Here is a 17,142-nt window from a genome sequence, read left to right as displayed (position 1 = left end):
ACACAAAGGTGGCTGCAACAGCCGTGGGCAGTCCGAATATCCCTTCCGTGGTGAGAGAGAGCGTGGTGGCCATCCGTTCGATGGAATAGCCTTTATGCACGATGATGGTCGGCATGTAGGGACCGAAATACCCGAACAGCAGAAATCCCAGGGCGATAAAGGTCAGGTTCAGGCCGATGACGCGGCGGGTAGACTCCAGCACCAGGACCACCAGGGTGATGCCCACGGCGATGTCCCACTGGCTCCAGTCGCCCTGACGGTCGAATATGCCCTGAAGATCGATAAAGATATAGGCGCATACGGCCACACTCAGGACAACCAGGATCAGGTCAATCGCCAGGGCCCAGTTCCAGCGATCTCTTCTCGCCCCCTTATACAGGGGCCGCGTCAGAAAGGCGATCACCAGAATGGCGCCCAGGAACACGGCCCTGTGCTGCATGGCGGTCATTGCAACAATCCCTGCCGTATACAGCTCGAACAGGCTGAGCCCGATGCCGACCACTGCAATGATTTTCAAGATCCCCCATTCAACGGGGGAAGCGGCGGATGTTGCGTCACTCCTCTCTGTCATGATCACCTCACTCCTGGTCTCCGCGGTTTGCGGGCGTGGCGGGATGGGGAAGAAAAAAGCGATAGATCTTGTAAAGGAGGCTCATTGGCCGGGCCGAAAATTGAACCGCCTCATGGGGCGCGACAGCCGAGAGATGGGTTTCGGTCCCCCGCCAGAGAATGGTATGGTCCACGCCGGGACTTCCGATCCGCAGGACAAAATTACCCGTGGGAAGATGCATCGCCTCGATCACCTCGTACGGCCCTCTTTTCACCATCCGTCCCACGCCCGGCATCCGGCCCATGCCGGCCCCGAACTTGAGATAGCGCTCCTCCTCGATATAGATCCGCCCCTCTTCATCCAGGCTGTGCACCTCCCAGATGGGGGCGTCTTCCACCGAGTGATAGTAACGAACCGTAAATCGCTCCCCCGGGTCCATCGGCAACACCAGCAATGGCTGTCCCCCCCTCACGGGGATGATGCGCAGCTCCAGACCGCCCGGCCGCAACCAGGCGACCAGGATCAGGCCCAGGAAAAGGCCGGCTGCGGCCCATATGACGCCCCTAGCCGGCCTCTTGAGCAATTCCCGTCACCCCGTTACGGAATCAGCTTTTCAGGTACCTGAATCCCCTTTTCCTTGAGGTATTTGATCGTGCCCGGATGGAGCGGGATCGGCGAGTACTTCACCGCATTTTCAGGGGTGGTATACGCCGCCGAGGGGTGGATCTTGCGAAGCAGGTCGTTGTGTTCGTACAGGGCCTTGACCAGTTTGTACACCAGGTCGGTGTCCAGGGACTTCTGGCAGATCAGCACATTCCAGACGCCGATGGTGGGCACCGGCTTGTCCACGCCGTTGTATACGCCCCCAGCCAGTTCCACCGCGGAATAGGTCGGGTTGGCCGCCAGCACCTTCTTCGTCTGTTCGGGCGTAAAGGGGAGTATCCGGATGTCATGGGTGGTGGCCAGATCCATGATGGAACTGGTGCCCGGCCCCACAGACCACGTCCCCATCTCAATGGTCCCGTCCCTTAGGGCATTGGCGGTCTCGGTAAAGGACAGGCGGGAATCTTTGTAAGAATCCAAAGGGATGCCGAGGGCCTTAAACACCACCTCGGCCATGAAATTGGTGCCGCTGCCGGGACTCCCGGAGCTGATGGTCTTCCCCTTGATCTGCTCCACGTCGGTGATCGAGCCGTCCTTCATCACCGCCAGCTGAAGCAGGTTGGGGTACATGATGGCCATGGACAGGATATTCTGCTTCTGTCCCTTGAACTTGGAGGTCCCCTCATAGCCGGCGACAGCCACATCGCCCATAACCTCGCCCACCACGGTTTCGCCCTTGGAAGCCAGCTTGACATTTTCCACGCTCGCGCCCGTGACCTCTGCCACCGCCCTGACGCCGGGCACATATCGGGTCCATATCTCGGCCACGCCCCCGCCGTAGGGATAATAGATGCCGCCGGTGCCGCCGGTGCCGATGCCGAGAAAGACGGTTTTGGCCCCAACCGGTGCTGCCACCATCAGAGACAGGGCCGCGATAATGATCAACAACATACTCAGCTTTTTCATAGTCATTCGACCTCCCTTTCTTGAACTGTCATCGGTTACTCTTTGACTGTGGCAATCTTCAGGTCCACCGAACCGGCCTTGTCCGTCATCCCGGTGACAGGGTAGACAAACTCAGCGCTCTGCCCCGGCTTGACCAGCCCCTTCTTGGTCTTTGCCGGGATGAGACCTCCCACCGCCTTGCCGTTATCCAGGAAAATATGCACACGGTACCGTTGAGGTGTGTCGCTGACGTTCTTGACGGCCAATTTGAAATGAAGGACCTGTGCCCCTTCATATTTCTTGAAGAAGCAGGTCAACCCTTCCAATTGGGCCTCGGGAGAGATGTCTTTGCTTATCTTGTCTTCCTGAGCGCAGGCAAAGTCTCCCTCTGCGGCCTGGGCCATCCCCCCCATGCCGGCCCACAGGCCCAGGCAGACTGCCGCCCCGATCACCACCATCCATAGGAATACGCCTTTACACTGTTTCATGTTCCCTCCTTTCCCTGCATGGTTAAACGGTTACCCCCTTTTCATTCGATCTCAGATAACACCATACAAAGAGGTTGTTGTCAACTCCATTTTGTCCGTTGAAATTGTGAATTCAATGTGCTATTTATTACCATTTTTGAATCGCACAATCCTAATTGTGAAGGAGCGCACCATGGAAATTACAGTGAACCAGGCAGAGGAACATGAACGAAGAACAAAACCCACTGATGAATCCAACCTCGGTTTCGGCGACATCGTTACCGATCACATGTTCAAGATGGACTGGATCCCGGAAAAAGGCTGGCACAACCCCCGGATCGAACCCTACGGACCCCTCTCCATCGACCCGGCCGCCATGGTCCTTCACTATGGTCAGGAGGTGTTTGAGGGGCTGAAGGCCTACAGGGGGGCGAACGACGGGATATATCTGTTCAGGCCCACCGAGAATTTCAAACGTCTCAACCGCTCAGCCAAAAGACTGGTCATGCCGGAGGTGGATGTGGATCTGGCCATGGAGGCGCTGAAACAGCTTCTCAAGGTGGACAGGGACTGGATCCCGAAGAGCGGCGGCACATCGCTCTACATCCGGCCCACCATGATCGCCACCGAACCCCACCTGGGTGTCCGGCCGGCCAACGCCTATCTCTTTTACATCATCATCGGCCCGGTGGGGGCCTACTACAAAGAGGGCCTCAACCCGGTCAAGATCCATGTGGAGGATTATTTCGTCCGGGCGGCCATCGGCGGGACCGGCGAAGCCAAGACCTCGGGCAACTATGCCGCGAGCCTCCTGGCCGCGGAAGAGGCCAAGAAAAAGGGCTTCACCCAGGTGCTATGGCTGGATGCGGCCGAGAGGAAATACGTGGAAGAGGTGGGGACCATGAACATGTTTTTCCTCATAGATGATGAACTGATCACCGCGCCTTTGAACGGGAGCATCCTCCCCGGCGTCACCCGGGACTCGGTCATTCAGATCGTCAAGGAATGGGGGATAAGGCTCTCGGAGCGGTCCCTCACCATTGATGAGGTCATTGCGGCCGCCAGAAATGCTACGCTCAAAGAGGCCTTCGGCACGGGCACGGCTGCCGTCATCTCCCCGGTGGGCCAGATCACCTACAAGGGAGAGGATTTTATCGTGGCCGGAGGCAAGATGGGCGAACTGTCCCGCCGGTTGTATGATGAAATCGTGGCCATCCAGTATGGACACAAACCCGACCCTTATGGATGGGTGGTGAAGATCGGGTAGGAGCAGGGAGCGGGGAGCAGGGGGCAGGGAGCGGGGAGCAGGGAGCAGGGAGCGGGGAGTAGGGAGTAGGGAGCGGGGAGTAGGGAGTAGGCAGTAAGGAGTAACAAGGGCGTTAGGCATAAGGTGAAAGAGGCGTAAGGGATATCGGCCCGGGCCAGCAACCCGATGCCGCGACGTTCAACCCAATAAACTCAACAAGCCCAATGAACTCAACAACCCGCTGATCTATTAACCAGTATCCAGTATCCAGAATCCAGAACCCAGCAGGGACAAGGACATGATTCCCACCATTGAGTGGCACGGCCCGCAGGTCAGGATGATCGACCAGCGGAAACTTCCGGGCAAGAAGGAATGGTATGTGTGCCGGGGGTATAAGGATGTGATCCGGGGGATCCAAAAGATGGTCATCCGGGGGGCCCCGGCCATCGGCGTGGCCGCGGCCATGGGCCTCGCCCTGGCAGCCGGATGTATCCGCGCCAAATCCCCGGTCGTCTTTATTGCGAGGCTCAGAGAGATCGGCGACGAACTCCTCCTCGCCCGACCCACGGCCGTAAACCTTCGATGGGCCGTCGAACGGATGATCGGGCTGGCCGAGGGTATGGCAGACCACTCCACAGAAGAGATCAAGGAGGCCCTGCGGCAGGAATCGGAAACCATCCTGGCCGAAGATATCGCCATCAACCGGCAGATGGGGATGAACGGCCAGGCCCTGATCCCTGACAAGGCCACCGTTCTCACCCACTGCAATGCCGGGGCCCTGGCCACCGGCGGTTACGGAACGGCCCTGGGTGTTATTCGGGCGGCCTGGGAGAAGGGAAAGCGGATTCAGGTCATTGCCGATGAGACCCGGCCCTGGCTTCAGGGCCTCCGCCTGACCGCCTTTGAACTGATGGAGGACAAGATTCCGGTTTCCGTAATCGCGGATAACGCGGCCGGCGCTCTGATGCGCCGGAAAAAAATCGATGTGGTCATTACCGGCGCCGACCGGATTGCCGCCAACGGGGATGTGGCCAACAAGATCGGCACCTATCAGGTGGCCGTGCTGGCCAAGGCCCACCGGATCCCCTTTTACGTAGCCGCCCCCCTCAGCACCATCGATGCCGCCACCAAGAACGGGGACCTCATCCCGGTGGAGCAGCGGGGGTCTGAAGAGATCGCCCGGGTCGGGGGCCGGCAGATCGGCCCCGCCGGCGTCATGACCCTCAATCCGGTCTTTGACATCACCCCTGCCAAATACGTATCCGCCATCATTACGGAAACCGGCGTCATCCGCCCGCCCTTCAAAAAGAATATTCGGGAGGCACTCAATCGCGGCCGATCACGGACGTAAGGGCTTGGCCCCCCGGATCTCCGGTTTCTTGAGCGCCGTCAAAAACCGTCTCTCACCCACATTCAAACGGGAAGGAAACCTTTGGATCTGTGAAACCCATGAAACCAGATATCTTCTTAAAGGGCGGCACGGTGCTTAACGTCTACTCCGGTGAATTGCTGGAAATGAACGTGGTCGCAAGAGGGGAGCGGATCTGGTATGTGGGGCCCCGGAACGATGCAGCGGGCCAAGATGCCCTGACTGTGGACGCCACCGGCAAGGTCCTGGTTCCCGGCTATATCGAACCCCATTTTCACCCCTGGTTTGTCTACAACCCCCTCACCTTCGGCGAAATGGCCTGCGCCCTCGGAACCACGACGCTCTTCTGCGACAATCTCCTCTTTTACCTCCTCATGGGTCCGGATCTTTTTCAGCGATTCATGGAGTCCCTCTCAGACATGCCCGTCAAATACTTCTGGTTTTGCAGGGCTGTTCCCCAGACCCCGATGGCGGGCGAAAATGACCTTTTTTCAATCGAAAATCTGGAGAAACTGCTCAGACATCCGCTGGTGCAGTCGCTAGGGGAGATCACCCGGTGGCACGAGCTGATAAGGGGAAATCCGAAGATTATGGAGATCATCAGGATCGCGCAGGGGCTTGGCAAGCGGGTGGACGGTCATACCGCGGGGGCCCGCTACGACCAGCTCAACGACATATCAAGGGGGGGCGTGGCCTCCTGTCACGAGGCCATCACGGCCCAGGAGGTCCTGGACAGATTGAGGCTGGGTCTCTACGTCTTTCTGAGAGAGAGTTCTCTCCGGCAGGACCTGAGCGATCTGCTTAAGGTGGTCACCAGAGACAGGGTGTCTACAAAACGCATCATGTTGACCAGCGACTCCTCATCCCCTGCATTCTATCAGGAGTTCGGGGTCACAGACCACATCCTGGAAATCGCCCTGAGAGAGGGGATCGATCCCATCCGAGCCTATCAGATGGTGACCATCACCCCGGCCGTCTACTATGGCATGGACCAGGAGGTGGGAGGGATCGCACCGGGGAGATATGCCGACATTCTGATCTTAAAAGACCTCCTTCACCCCACGCCGGAAACCGTCATCTCCAAGGGGAGACTTGTGGCCGGGCAGGGCCGCCTCATCGCGCCCTTCCCACAGATCGACTGGGATCGGTTTTTTCCACCGGGCTCCTTTGTCAGGGGCAACTGGTCTGCGGAAAGAGACCTGTTTGAAATCGCCTCGTCTGAAAACAGGATACGCTTTCCCGTCATAAGACTGATCAGTGCCGTCATCACACGGACGGAGTGGATCGAATTCGATGTCCAGGGGGGCCGCCTGGATCTCGGCGCACGGGAAGGATTCTCCTTTCTGACACTTCTCCATAAGGAGAGGAGATGGGCGACCAACGGCGTCATCCAGGGATTTGGAAACCGCGTGGAAGGGTTGGCTGCTTCGTTTAATACCGCCGCGGAGATCCTGGTCATAGGTCGCAAACCAGATGCCATGGCCGCGGCCGTAAACAGGATGCTGGAGATCAAAGGCGGGATCGTGGCCGTTGAAAACGGAAAGATTGCCTTTGAATTCCCCCTCCCCCTGGGGGGCATCATGTCCGACGCCTCGGTGGACAGGGCCGCGGAAAAAGAGCGTGATCTGAAGACGTTCCTCTCCCACAGGGGGTATCCCTTTCACGATCCGCTGTATACCCTGGTTTTTCTGCCGAATGATTTTCTTCCTGACGTGCGGATCAACTACCGGGGGGTGATCGACATCCGAAAGGACGAGGTGCTCTGGCCGAGGAGAGATCTGGATATGACGGAGCCTTGGTAATGCCCTGAATCGGAACGAACCTGTGTGCCGGGACGTGGGGAACCTATGAAAATATCGCCCATCACCTGTCATTTCAAGCGCCCGGAAGAAATCCCGCCGGAGACCCTTGAACAGATCAGTTGCCTCATCGAAGCGGGAAGCGGCGTGGGGACCTCATGGGTCAGGGAAAATCTTCAAAACGCCTTTCTTGTCGCATATGCGGAGCACGAGGGAACGGTCGTAGGCACATCCACCCACAAGTACCCGAAGGAGGCCTACCGAAAGAAGCTTGAAGCGGCCACAGGCCTCGATCTTTCCGGATACCTGGAGAGGGGATACACGGCTGTAAGGGCGGAATACAGGGGATCGGGTATCGGAGGGAGGCTGATAAGGGGGCTGATTGAACGATCCACCGGGAAAAAGGTCTATGTGACGATCCGCATGGACAACACCCCCCCCCTCAAGATGACCTACAGGGAAGGGATGGTTCTGGCGGGAACCTTCATCAATGAGAGAACCGGACACGAGTTGGGCGTGTTTGCCAATATAATGCCCCCAAGAAAATAGCCGGGCGACCATCGCTCCGCTTCCGAAACCATGATCACCCTTTCTTTTTTACAGCCCGGGATCAAAAAGGAGGACTTCGCCCTTTTTGATCTCAATGCCCTCCCCTGCAGGGAGCGGTTCATCCATCCCTTTCAGGAAAACCCCGAGATCGTATGTACCGGGCGTGACCGGAAATGCCTTCCAGAGCGGGTAGTCGTTGTCCCAGCGGCGTTTTACCTTGAGGATGCACTCCTCCCGGCCTGAAGGGGTCAATTGCCAGGAGACGATCTGAGGGTTGGGCGTGATCTGGATGCCCGAGTCCAGCGTCACCACGGTCTCCTTTCCCGCCTCGATGACGATCCCCTTGACCACCCTGAACAGGTCGGGCGATCTGCCGTACACCACGCCCAGATCATAGGTCCCGGCCGGAAGCGGTTTGGTCCTCCAGAGATAGTAATCATTGCCGCCGGCATCGTTCCGGACAAAAGGCGTGTCGCTCCCCGCGGGCAGGATAACGACGGCCTCGGCCGCATCGCCTAATCCCTTGGCCTTGTTGAGCACCATGGCGCCTAAATGGATCTCCGTGACCTCTCCCCCTTTGACCTCAAACCGGCCCAAAGAGGCCTCGCTGGCCGGCTTGTAGTTGGTGTTGTTGAACTGGAGAACCACCTCATACTCCCCGGCCAGGAGGGGATGGGTTCCTTCGCTCTCGGGTTTGGCCAGTTTGATTACCTTGTTATCCTTGACGCGGACGATTTTAATCTCGCCCTGGGTCTTGATTGCCGACTCTGGCATGGTGATCTTGAGCTTGCCCAATCGGGTCTGGGCCTTGACCGTTGTGGTTTTGGCCTCCTCCACCTTGACCGCGACCTCTTTTTGGACCGTCTCTAAAGCGGCCAGGAGGGATTGGGCGTCGGTCGCCTGGAAATATGTCCCCCCGCCGGCCTCGGAGAAACAGGTGAGCTGGTCTCTCCCTTTCTGGTCGACCCCGAAACCGACCACGTGGAGGATGAACTTAATGCCCGAATCCTTAAGCCCCTTAATGGTTGCGCAGGGATCCTTGTCGCAGGTCTCGATTCCGTCGCTGACCAGGATGATGGTGGTCTCCCCCTCCTTGAGCTTCAACGCATCGGCAACCATGCTGACCGAGGCCGCCATAGGCGTCATCCCCTTGGGACGGATCGCCTTGACCTTGGCCAGAAGCCCGGCCCTGTCGGTCGATCCTGAGGGGATCATGATCTCCACGTCGCTGCAGTCGTCCTTTTTGCGGTGGCCGTAGACGGTCAGACCCACCCCGACCCCGTCCGGCAGTGCCGGTACCACCTTGGCCATGACCTCCTTGGCCGCCTCGATCTTACGAATATCGCCCGCCGGTCCCCACATGGACCCCGATGCATCCAGGATGAACATCACCTCGGGCATCTCCCTGCCATGGGCCGGCAGCGACAACCACAGGATCGCAACACATAAAACAACCGTGTATAGGAAAGATCTCTTCGCCATGGTACCCCCCCTGTCCAAACCACGTTTAACGTGACATCAGAGAAACTGAATCACGCCGCAGGCGCAACGTTTTCCAGCCCATCCATTCCGGAAATCCAGCATTCCACTATTTTCAATTGGGCGAGGCCCCCAATTCTCAAAAATCCTTGAATTCCAATTTCATGTGCAGGGTCTTTTCCTTGATGCGGCCGAGGATCTCATCCCTCCGATCCCTGGCCCATTCCGGGAACTCCGAATTCCACCGGTCCTGGGACGGGACATGAATCAGCGACGGCGTCTTTATTCCCGGATCCACTTGAAACTCGATGCTGTTTTTGCCTTCGATGTACTTGATATACCGGAAGGCAATGAGAAGGTCATAATTTTCAGTGTCCTCCCGGTAAGGTCCATCCCCTCGGACGATGGATGACCTGACCCCTTCAGCCGGTCCGTCTTTTGTGCCCCGGCCGGGCGTATCCTTGCCTGTGGGGGTGTCATCGATCTGCCGGATCCGGGAGATATGACGCCCGCCGTCAAAGGGGGTATTGAGCCAGACGTCCACGATCTCCAGGGCCAGATCGGCCGGGATCATCCTGGCGCCCAGGGAGAGCATATTGGCGTCGTTGTGCCCTCTGGCAAGGAGGGCGGTTTCCCTGTTCCAGCAGAGGGCGCACCGGATGCCCTTAAGCCGGTTGGCCACCATGGCCTCCCCATTGCCGGATCCCCCCAGGACAATGCCCCGATCGCATTCCCCCTTCTGGACCGCCAAGGCCGCAGCGCGTATAAACGGGGGATAATCGACCGACGTATCCGAATCCGTGCCGAAGTCATGCACCGCATGTCCCTTGTCCTCAAGATATTTCTTGATCATCTCCTTATACTGGTATCCTGCATGGTCCGAACCGATTGAAATCTTCATATCGCCTCCTGTCATTAATATCCCCCAATGCGGACGCCCCCAACGAAAACGGCTGTGTGCTGTCCCGTTATTCCGGCATTCCCTTAGCCGGAATCCACTCCGGCGGTTTTCCGGATTCCGGCCAAAACCGTGCCGGAATGACGGAAGGGTACCTGTGCAGTGGAAGGATTGCCTCCCAGTCGGGGAAAAAGACCCCCACGCGCCGGCTGACAACCAAATTCTCCGCAGGGTGGAGAGAAGTTACCACCGAAAGAGTTTATCCCATCCGTGTCATGCGTCTGCCAGTGTCTCGTACATATCTTCATGTTCACCCGGAGGGGTCGGGGACTTGTCCGCGGAATCCGGGGGAATCGACCGGAGGTCCCCTTTGCCCACAGGGGAAACCCCGGGCCGACGGTCCGATGTCTCCACCGGAAGGCCGTTCGCCCCGGAACCGTCAAAGCGGCTCTTCAGATAATCCATGTCAAACAGGTGATATTCCCGGTCGAGCAGGAGATACCTGTCGCTGTCCGGATGGTGGGCACAGGTCTCGATGAGATCTCTGAACACATTGCGATCAAATTTGACATAGGTCCGTGTAGGTCGACTCGAGGCCTCGATAAGCCTGTTTCCTGAGATCATGACGCAGATCTCGCCCCCTTCCATGTGCGGCCGCTCCGAATTCCCATAGACAAATTCTCTTACGTACGGTTCCATCCTGGAAATGATGTTCCAGCTCATCTTGGTATGGCCGCTGATATAACATCTTGAAACCGGTTTCGCACCATAATCCCTGCGAAATTTGATACAGGCGCAGTCGAGCAGCCTTGAGAGAAGGGTCTCGGTTTCTTCGCTGTAATCCAGGATATTGAGTACAAGACCGGAAGCCTCCCGGGTCGCCTCGGAAAGAACGCGGTCCAGCCGGTTGATATGGTCCTTGGACAGGTCCCTCGTCTTGCGCACCAGGGTCCTGTCGATCAGAAGACCGTCGATGCCGCAGCAGAGAAACGTCAGGACCGCATCGTAGACGGACCGGACAATCGGCTGGCCATTGATATTAAAAGAGGTATTGAGGACCATCGGTATGCCGCTGATCTCATGATAGCCCCGGATGATTTCATAAAACAGCGGGTTCTGCCTCTGGTTCACGGTCTGGAGCCGGGCGGTCCCGTCCACATGGGTGATCCCTTCAATCCCCCTTCTCATCTCCGGCAGGACCCCGTAGATCACGGTCATGAAGGGTTCGGGCCGGTCCATGTCAAAGAACTTCCCCACCTCTTCTTCCAGGACGCTCGGGGCAAAAGGCCTCCAGGGTTCCCTGTACTTCACAAGCCGGTTGGTTCTGTCCCGTGCCTCGATGGACGGGGCGGCCAGGATAGACCGGTTTCCGAGGGCCCTCGGACCGATTTCCTGCCGCCCCTGAAACAGGGCGATAATCTGATTGCAGTCAAGGAACTCGGCCGCTTCCCGCGGCGAGAGGTCCTCATGCTCAATATAGACGGGGAGGTCATAGGCCCGGATCAGCCGATCCAGTTCTCTCCTGGGGTTGGTCTCCCCGTATCCCAGGTAGATGCCTGCCGGATGCTGGATGCCGGATGCTGGATACTGGATGCTGGATACTGGATGGGTATTAATGCCCGGCACTGGGTATTGACTGCGGGTGACTCCTCGCTCCCTGCTCCCTGCTCCCTGCTTTCTCCCTGCCTCCGTCCTCCGTCCTCCCATCCCGGCGGCCGATGCCAGGGCCGCCCCCAGGGCGATCCCCCTGTCAGAGGCAAGGGGTTGTACAAAGAGATTTTCACAGACCGCCGATTTCAGGAGTTGATAGTTGAGCTGGCTGTTCATGGCAACGCCGCCTGAAAAGCAGAGGTTCTTGAAAGGTCGGGTTTTTTGGACCTGCTGCAGCCTCTCAATAAGGATCTCCTCCAGAAGGGCCTGAATGCTGGCCGCCACATCCGCCTGGAGCGGATTGAAACCATCGACCGGCTTGGGCTGGGGCGGACCCAGTACCCGGGCCATCTCCCCCCTCATCTTCAGAAGAGACCCGCCGGGCCATCGGTAATCAGACCCGTTACCCTTCAACAGCCCGCGAACGCGGTCTTTGTAAACAGGGCTGCCGTAACTCGCCAGGCCCATAATCTTACCGCAGTGCTGAGATGTATTGTGGCTCCGATAGCCCAGCCACTCGGTAAAATACTGATAGAGGATGCCCAGGGAAAAATCGTTGGTCAACTCACAGGATATGCGTGAGATCTCATGGCCTTTCCCCGCATAGAGGGAGGTGGACTCGGATTCACCGGTCCCATCGGCCACCAGGATGAGGGCCTCATCAAACCCCGATGGATAAAAGGCCCCGGCTGCATGGGCGTCGTGATGCCCCACGTAACAAACCTCGTCCCAGCCGATTTTTCCCGAGAGATACCCCAGGACCTCGGCGGCGCGCACCTTCTGGAATCGGACAAACTTTTTGAGAAAATCCGCCTCTCTCTCATCCGGATTGAATCCGAAGCTGATGGACCGGAAATGCCTGAAATCCAGCCTCAGCATCTCTTTAAGGGAGAAATAGGGGTTGAAATAGGTCATCTTCTCCCCGTTGAAGCGTTCTTCTTCAAACACCCACAGGATGTTCAGTTGGTCGTCTACGATGGCCAGACCGGTGTCGTGGCCCATATAAATGCCCAGATGGTACGCTGTCATGGACGGGAGATCTCCCGGTTGTTGTCGGTTATGGGTAATCCCTTATCGGTTATTGTCATGAGCCTGCATTTGAATCTTCCGAGTTCAGCGTTCCCCGCTCCCCGTTCGAAGCAGATAGTCCCGATACACGTACAGGGCCGGCGATCCGCCCGTGTGGAGGAACAGGATCTTGCTGTCCGTTTTAAAATAACCCTTTCGAACCAGGTCGATCAGGCCGGCCATGGCCTTCCCCGTATAGACCGGGTCCAGAAGGATCCCCTCGGTCCTTGCCAGGAGGGTCACGGCCTCGGCCATTTCAGGGGTAGGAAGAGAATAGCCGGGGCCCACATAGTCTCCAAAGCAGGTCACCGCATCCGGTTCGATGTCAAAATGGACACCCACATGTCGGGCCGTTTCTCTGACCAGGCCATAGACGATGTCCTCCTGTTCTTCCCGGGCCCGGCTGACATTGATCCCGATCACCGGGATATTCATACTGCAACCGTGCAATCCGGTGACCAGTCCCGCCTGGGTCCCTGCGCTCCCGCTGGCGCAGACCACCGCGTCGATGTCAAGCCCCATCTCAAAGGTTTGGTCAAGGATCTCCTGGGCGCAGGCCACGTACCCCACGGCGCCGATGGCGTTGGAACCGCCCACCGGAATGATATACCCCTTGCGGCCCTCTGTTGCCAGTTTTTGGGCCACCTGCGTCATCTCTGCCATCAGATCCGATCCGGCCGCAACCACCTGGATCTGTTCGATCCCCAGGAGGTGGTAGAGAAAGATGTTCCCGCCGGCCTTCGGGTCATAGCTGCCGGGCACCCGCTCCTCCAGGACAAACCGGCATTTCAGGCCTTCTTTCACTGCCGCGGCAAGGGTCAACCGGCAGTGATTGGACTGAACAGCCCCACAGGTGATCAGGGTATCGGCCCCCCGGGCCAGGGCATCCGCCACCAGGAACTCCAGCTTGCGGGTCTTGTTCCCCCCGGCTGCCAGACCGAGAAGGTCGTCCCGCTTGATATAGATGTCAGGACCGCCCAGGACTTTTGAGAACCGCGGGAGCCTTTCTATGGGCGTCTGTCCTTGTGTGTAACGCCGTCTGGGGAATTGCGCCAGGTTCATACTCCCTCCTTGCCTTACCCGGACAAACCGGAATTAAAAAGAAATCCCACAAAAGAGATACGGAGACACCAAGAAACACACCCTCATGGGGTCCGGCTATACCCTGTCAAAAAGGGCCTGAAATTCCCGGATCGCCGAGGCCCTTGTCTCCAGCGGCACGTCCTCTTCAAACAGGAACTCGATCAGAAAGACCATTTTGTAATCCACTGCCGAGGTCTTGTATTCCTGAAAGGCGGTGACCTTGATATCCTTCAGCCCCCCGAAGGCGTCTTGGGCGAGCAGGTCGCTTTTGCGCAGAATGAGGTCAATTCCCTCCTTGGCATCGACGGGAGTTTCCAATACGATCTCGATACCCTCTATCTTCTTTACGATCTTGACGATCTTCTCGCCTTCCACCTTGATCTTCATCTCATGCCCTCTTGCCCTATGAAACTGGATAGTAACATCTCAATAACTGGGGGTAACCCGACTGGATTCTGGGCTTCGCCCGAATGACGAAACAACCCAACCCCCCCGTCATTCCGGCGAAGGCCGGAATCCAGGAAGTCTGTGGAGAAAGTATTCACCCCGGTTTATTGAGAAGATACACTGGATATTGGATATTTGATACTGGATAGTGGTTGCTCAATACCGTTTCGTTCGACATTCGATGTTGGATGTTTGTTCTTTGAGCCGTTTCTGTCTGAGCTGCGTGCCCATGCGTTGCCATGCCGGGCGGGCCTGTGCGGCTTCCGGGCAGAGGCAGCGCCCGATGCCGCGTAACCGTTTCTTGAGTCTCCCGATCTCCAGGCAGCACCGTGGATCTGAAACAGCCATCACAGGGGGTGAAGTGTTTCATCCTGTTTCAGGATATGCTCCCCCGCAATCCGATCTGATCGGCCACCTCCCGCATGCCCATAATGGTATCTGTAATCAGATCCGTCAATTCCACCCCGAGCATCTGCGCGCCCTTTTCAATAATGGACCGGTCCACCCCGGCCGCGAACCGCTTGTCCTTCCACTTTTTCTTGACCGATTTGGCCGCCACATCCAGGACGCTCCTGGAAGGCCGAACCAGCGCGGTCGTCACCACCAGGCCGGTGAGTTCATCCACGGCATACAGGGCCTTTTCCAACTCGCTCTGTGGCGCCACATCCGAACAGATCCCCCACCCGTGGCTGATCACGGCCCGGATGTATTCCTCAGGCCACTGGTTTTCCCGAAGGATCGCTTCGCTCTTCTTGCAGTGTTCTTCCGGATATTGCTCGTAATCCAGGTCGTGAACCAGACCGATGATGCCCCATTTCTCTTCATCTTCCCCCCGCTTCCGGGCAAAATAGCGCATCACCCCCTCCACTGCCAGGGCATGCTTGATGAGACTGTCGCTCTGATTGTATCGGGTAAGGAGTGCATAGGCCTCCTCTCTGCTCGGGATTTTCTCACTCATAGGTGTCACCTCCTGAATGAATAGGGCCGGTCAGAACCGACGTGGGGTCTTTTTTGTTTCTGCCATGGCGCAACAGGTATTCCCCGCTCAACGCCGCTAAAACGGGATATCGTCTTCATAGGGGGGTTCAGGAGGCGGTTCTCCGATGGGGACATCATCCTGGACATCGGTCGTATAAGCGGGCGCCCCCTCCAGTTGTGCCAGGAAAAACCGCAGCACCTTGATGGCTTCATCCTTGGGACCGAGTTTGATTTTCCACGGCAGGCTCTTGTCTATCGGTTGCTTGCTGCCGTCCTTCTTCTGTGGAAACACCCATTCCATGTAGGTCTTTCCGTCCTTGCGCTTGGCTGACACCAGGGAAAACTCATTCCTGTATTCGTCCAGCAGGATGCCGTCGCCATAGGCATTGTTGGTCTGATATTCGTAAAAGGTCTCTTTGTCCATGGATTCCTCCTTAATGCGCGATGTCCGGGTCAGGTCTGCGGCCGCTGACGGACGGGTACCTTCATCAATACGGCCCTTCTTTTCGGTTCAAAGAAGTATCTTTCAAAGCATGCCGTGTGTCAACATAAACGTCTGGGATTTATATACCCGGCCGGTTACCGGATGTCTTGCTTTGACCTTTGGGATCCATTCCCATTCCGCCTGGCGCGTTTACACCGCCATATTGATTCCGGCAATAGGAGGGGAAGACTCCGGCACGTCCCATCGGCCAAACATCCCTTGACAATCTGCTTGAAGGATTATACATAGGGATCATCGTATACGGGATCAGCAGGTCTCCCGCCTATCATCGGGATCCGATGGGAATCTGACAACAGGACGTTGATATGAAATTACACGAATATCAGGCAAAAGATATCCTCGGAAAATCGGGAATAACCGTTCCTAACGGGCAGTTGGTGACGACCGCGGATCAGGCGACAAAGACCACGCAAATCATCAACGGTCCGCCCTGGGTGGTCAAGGCCCAGATCCATGCCGGCGGCAGGGGCAAGGGGGGCGGGATCAGGCTGGTGCAATATCCCTACGAGGTGGTTACGGCGACAGAATCGCTTCTCGGCAACAAACTGGTCACCCCCCAAACCGGGCCTGACGGAATCACTGTCAATCAGGTCCTTATCGAGGAGGGGGTGGAAATCGACAGGGAGTACTATCTCGGCATGGTGGTGGACAGATCCACTGCGTGTCCCACCATGATCTTCAGCCCGGCGGGCGGCATGGAAATCGAACAGGCAGCCATCAGTTCCTCTGACCTTATTCTGAAAGAATATATCGATCCCACTGCCGGATGGATGATCCACAACGCAAGGAACCTCATCTACAGCCTGGATCCGCCGGTGCCGGTCGCGGCGGTCAGATCGCTGATGGCCGTCATGGGCAGCGTATACAAGATCTTCATGACCCTTGACTGCAGCCTCGTGGAAATCAATCCTCTCGCATTGACAAAGGATCGCAAGCTTTATGCACTTGACGCCAAGATCAATATCGATGACAACGCCCTGTACAGGCAGAAGGAACTCCTCCTGTTGGAGGACACAAGAGAAAAGGACCCCCTGGAACTGATGGCGGACAAATACCATCTCAATTATATCCGTCTGGAGGGGAACATCGGCGTAATGGTCAATGGCGCCGGTCTTGCCATGGCCACCATGGATATGATTAAGATGGCCGGGGCGAAACCCGCCAATTTCCTGGATGTGGGCGGTGGGGCAAGCGAGGATATGATCACCAAGGGTGTTGAAATCATCATCAAGGACAGACGCGTCAAGGCCATCATGATCAATATCTTCGGAGGTATTCTGAGATGCGACGTCCTGGCACGGGGCGTGGTTGCAGCGGCCCGGAAGACAGGGATTCGGGTTCCCCTGATCGTCAGGATGGAGGGGACCAATGTGGAAGAGGGACGGGCGATTCTCAAGGATTCGAAGCTGAAATTTTTCGTGGCCAAAGACCTGGTGGAGGCGGCCGCGCTGGTGGCGAAACAGGTCGCGTAAAGGGATTCAGGGTTTTTGGGAATTGAGGAATTTA

The 17,142-nt window shown here is 57.3% G+C and carries 16 protein-coding genes; 5 read left to right on the top strand and 11 right to left on the bottom strand.

From position 1 onward, the window contains the following. The 4 genes from K9N21_20645 to K9N21_20630 all read right to left on the bottom strand — a co-directional run. Positions 1 to 571: TRAP transporter permease (locus K9N21_20645; protein MCF8146322.1), on the bottom strand; the 571-nt coding region annotated here is incomplete at its 3' end. A gap of 7 nt (positions 572 to 578) precedes the next feature. Next, entirely contained in the window at positions 579 to 1,133 is a 555-nt protein-coding gene (locus tag K9N21_20640) for a DUF1850 domain-containing protein (GenBank protein MCF8146321.1), read from the bottom strand. 14 nt (positions 1,134 to 1,147) lie between these two features. Then, positions 1,148 to 2,125: a TAXI family TRAP transporter solute-binding subunit gene (locus K9N21_20635; protein MCF8146320.1), complete on the bottom strand. Its 978-nt coding sequence runs from the start codon at positions 2,123 to 2,125 to the stop codon at positions 1,148 to 1,150. A 29-nt stretch (positions 2,126 to 2,154) separates the two neighbouring features. Beyond that, entirely contained in the window at positions 2,155 to 2,586 is a 432-nt protein-coding gene (locus tag K9N21_20630) for a hypothetical protein (GenBank protein ID MCF8146319.1), read from the bottom strand. Positions 2,587 to 2,758: 172 nt separating this feature from the next. On the opposite strand from K9N21_20630, the gene K9N21_20625 reads away from it, so the two are divergent. The 4 genes from K9N21_20625 (at position 2,759) to K9N21_20610 (ending at position 7,528) form a co-directional block, all read left to right on the top strand. After that, positions 2,759 to 3,832 carry a branched-chain amino acid aminotransferase gene (locus K9N21_20625; protein MCF8146318.1) on the top strand — a complete coding sequence of 358 codons (1,074 nt, stop codon included), beginning with the start codon at positions 2,759 to 2,761 and terminating at the stop codon, positions 3,830 to 3,832. Between the two features lie 277 nt (positions 3,833 to 4,109). Next, a complete protein-coding gene (gene mtnA, locus K9N21_20620; GenBank protein MCF8146317.1) occupies positions 4,110 to 5,162 on the top strand; it encodes an S-methyl-5-thioribose-1-phosphate isomerase in 1,053 nt (350 codons plus the stop codon). A gap of 98 nt (positions 5,163 to 5,260) precedes the next feature. Continuing rightward, the gene (locus K9N21_20615; protein ID MCF8146316.1) at positions 5,261 to 6,982 is read left to right on the top strand and encodes an amidohydrolase family protein; all 1,722 of its coding nucleotides are present in this window, start codon (positions 5,261 to 5,263) and stop codon (positions 6,980 to 6,982) included. 45 nt (positions 6,983 to 7,027) lie between these two features. Continuing rightward, positions 7,028 to 7,528, top strand: coding sequence for a GNAT family N-acetyltransferase (locus K9N21_20610; GenBank protein MCF8146315.1), 501 nt, complete (start codon positions 7,028 to 7,030; stop codon positions 7,526 to 7,528). Positions 7,529 to 7,576: 48 nt separating this feature from the next. Here the strand turns inward: K9N21_20610 and K9N21_20605 are convergent, their stop codons facing one another. The 7 genes from K9N21_20605 to K9N21_20575 form a co-directional block, all read right to left on the bottom strand. After that, a complete protein-coding gene (locus K9N21_20605) occupies positions 7,577 to 9,010 on the bottom strand; it encodes a VWA domain-containing protein (protein ID MCF8146314.1) in 1,434 nt (477 codons plus the stop codon). 136 nt (positions 9,011 to 9,146) lie between these two features. After that, positions 9,147 to 9,908: a ribose 5-phosphate isomerase B gene (gene rpiB / locus K9N21_20600; GenBank protein ID MCF8146313.1), complete on the bottom strand. Its 762-nt coding sequence runs from the start codon at positions 9,906 to 9,908 to the stop codon at positions 9,147 to 9,149. 270 nt (positions 9,909 to 10,178) lie between these two features. Further along, positions 10,179 to 12,584 (bottom strand): hypothetical protein, encoded by a 2,406-nt coding sequence (locus K9N21_20595; GenBank protein ID MCF8146312.1) that lies wholly within the window; start codon positions 12,582 to 12,584, stop codon positions 10,179 to 10,181. A gap of 84 nt (positions 12,585 to 12,668) precedes the next feature. Continuing rightward, positions 12,669 to 13,685: a D-cysteine desulfhydrase gene (locus K9N21_20590; GenBank protein ID MCF8146311.1), complete on the bottom strand. Its 1,017-nt coding sequence runs from the start codon at positions 13,683 to 13,685 to the stop codon at positions 12,669 to 12,671. A gap of 96 nt (positions 13,686 to 13,781) precedes the next feature. After that, positions 13,782 to 14,093 carry a hypothetical protein gene (locus tag K9N21_20585; protein MCF8146310.1) on the bottom strand — a complete coding sequence of 104 codons (312 nt, stop codon included), beginning with the start codon at positions 14,091 to 14,093 and terminating at the stop codon, positions 13,782 to 13,784. 436 nt (positions 14,094 to 14,529) lie between these two features. Then, positions 14,530 to 15,111, bottom strand: coding sequence for an HDIG domain-containing protein (locus K9N21_20580; protein MCF8146309.1), 582 nt, complete (start codon positions 15,109 to 15,111; stop codon positions 14,530 to 14,532). Positions 15,112 to 15,207: 96 nt separating this feature from the next. Continuing rightward, positions 15,208 to 15,555 (bottom strand): hypothetical protein, encoded by a 348-nt coding sequence (locus K9N21_20575; GenBank protein ID MCF8146308.1) that lies wholly within the window; start codon positions 15,553 to 15,555, stop codon positions 15,208 to 15,210. A gap of 386 nt (positions 15,556 to 15,941) precedes the next feature. Between K9N21_20575 and sucC the strand changes: the two genes are divergently transcribed. Then, on the top strand, positions 15,942 to 17,108 hold the full coding sequence (gene sucC, locus K9N21_20570; GenBank protein ID MCF8146307.1) for an ADP-forming succinate--CoA ligase subunit beta: 1,167 nt from the start codon (positions 15,942 to 15,944) through the stop codon (positions 17,106 to 17,108). Positions 17,109 to 17,142: the final 34 nt, after the last annotated feature.

It is taken from the genome of Deltaproteobacteria bacterium, assembly GCA_021737785.1.
Lineage (GTDB): Bacteria > Desulfobacterota > DSM-4660 > Desulfatiglandales > Desulfatiglandaceae > AUK324.
The sequence above is the reverse complement of the archived record's forward strand: the minus strand, read 5'-3'. Positions and strand labels throughout refer to the sequence as shown.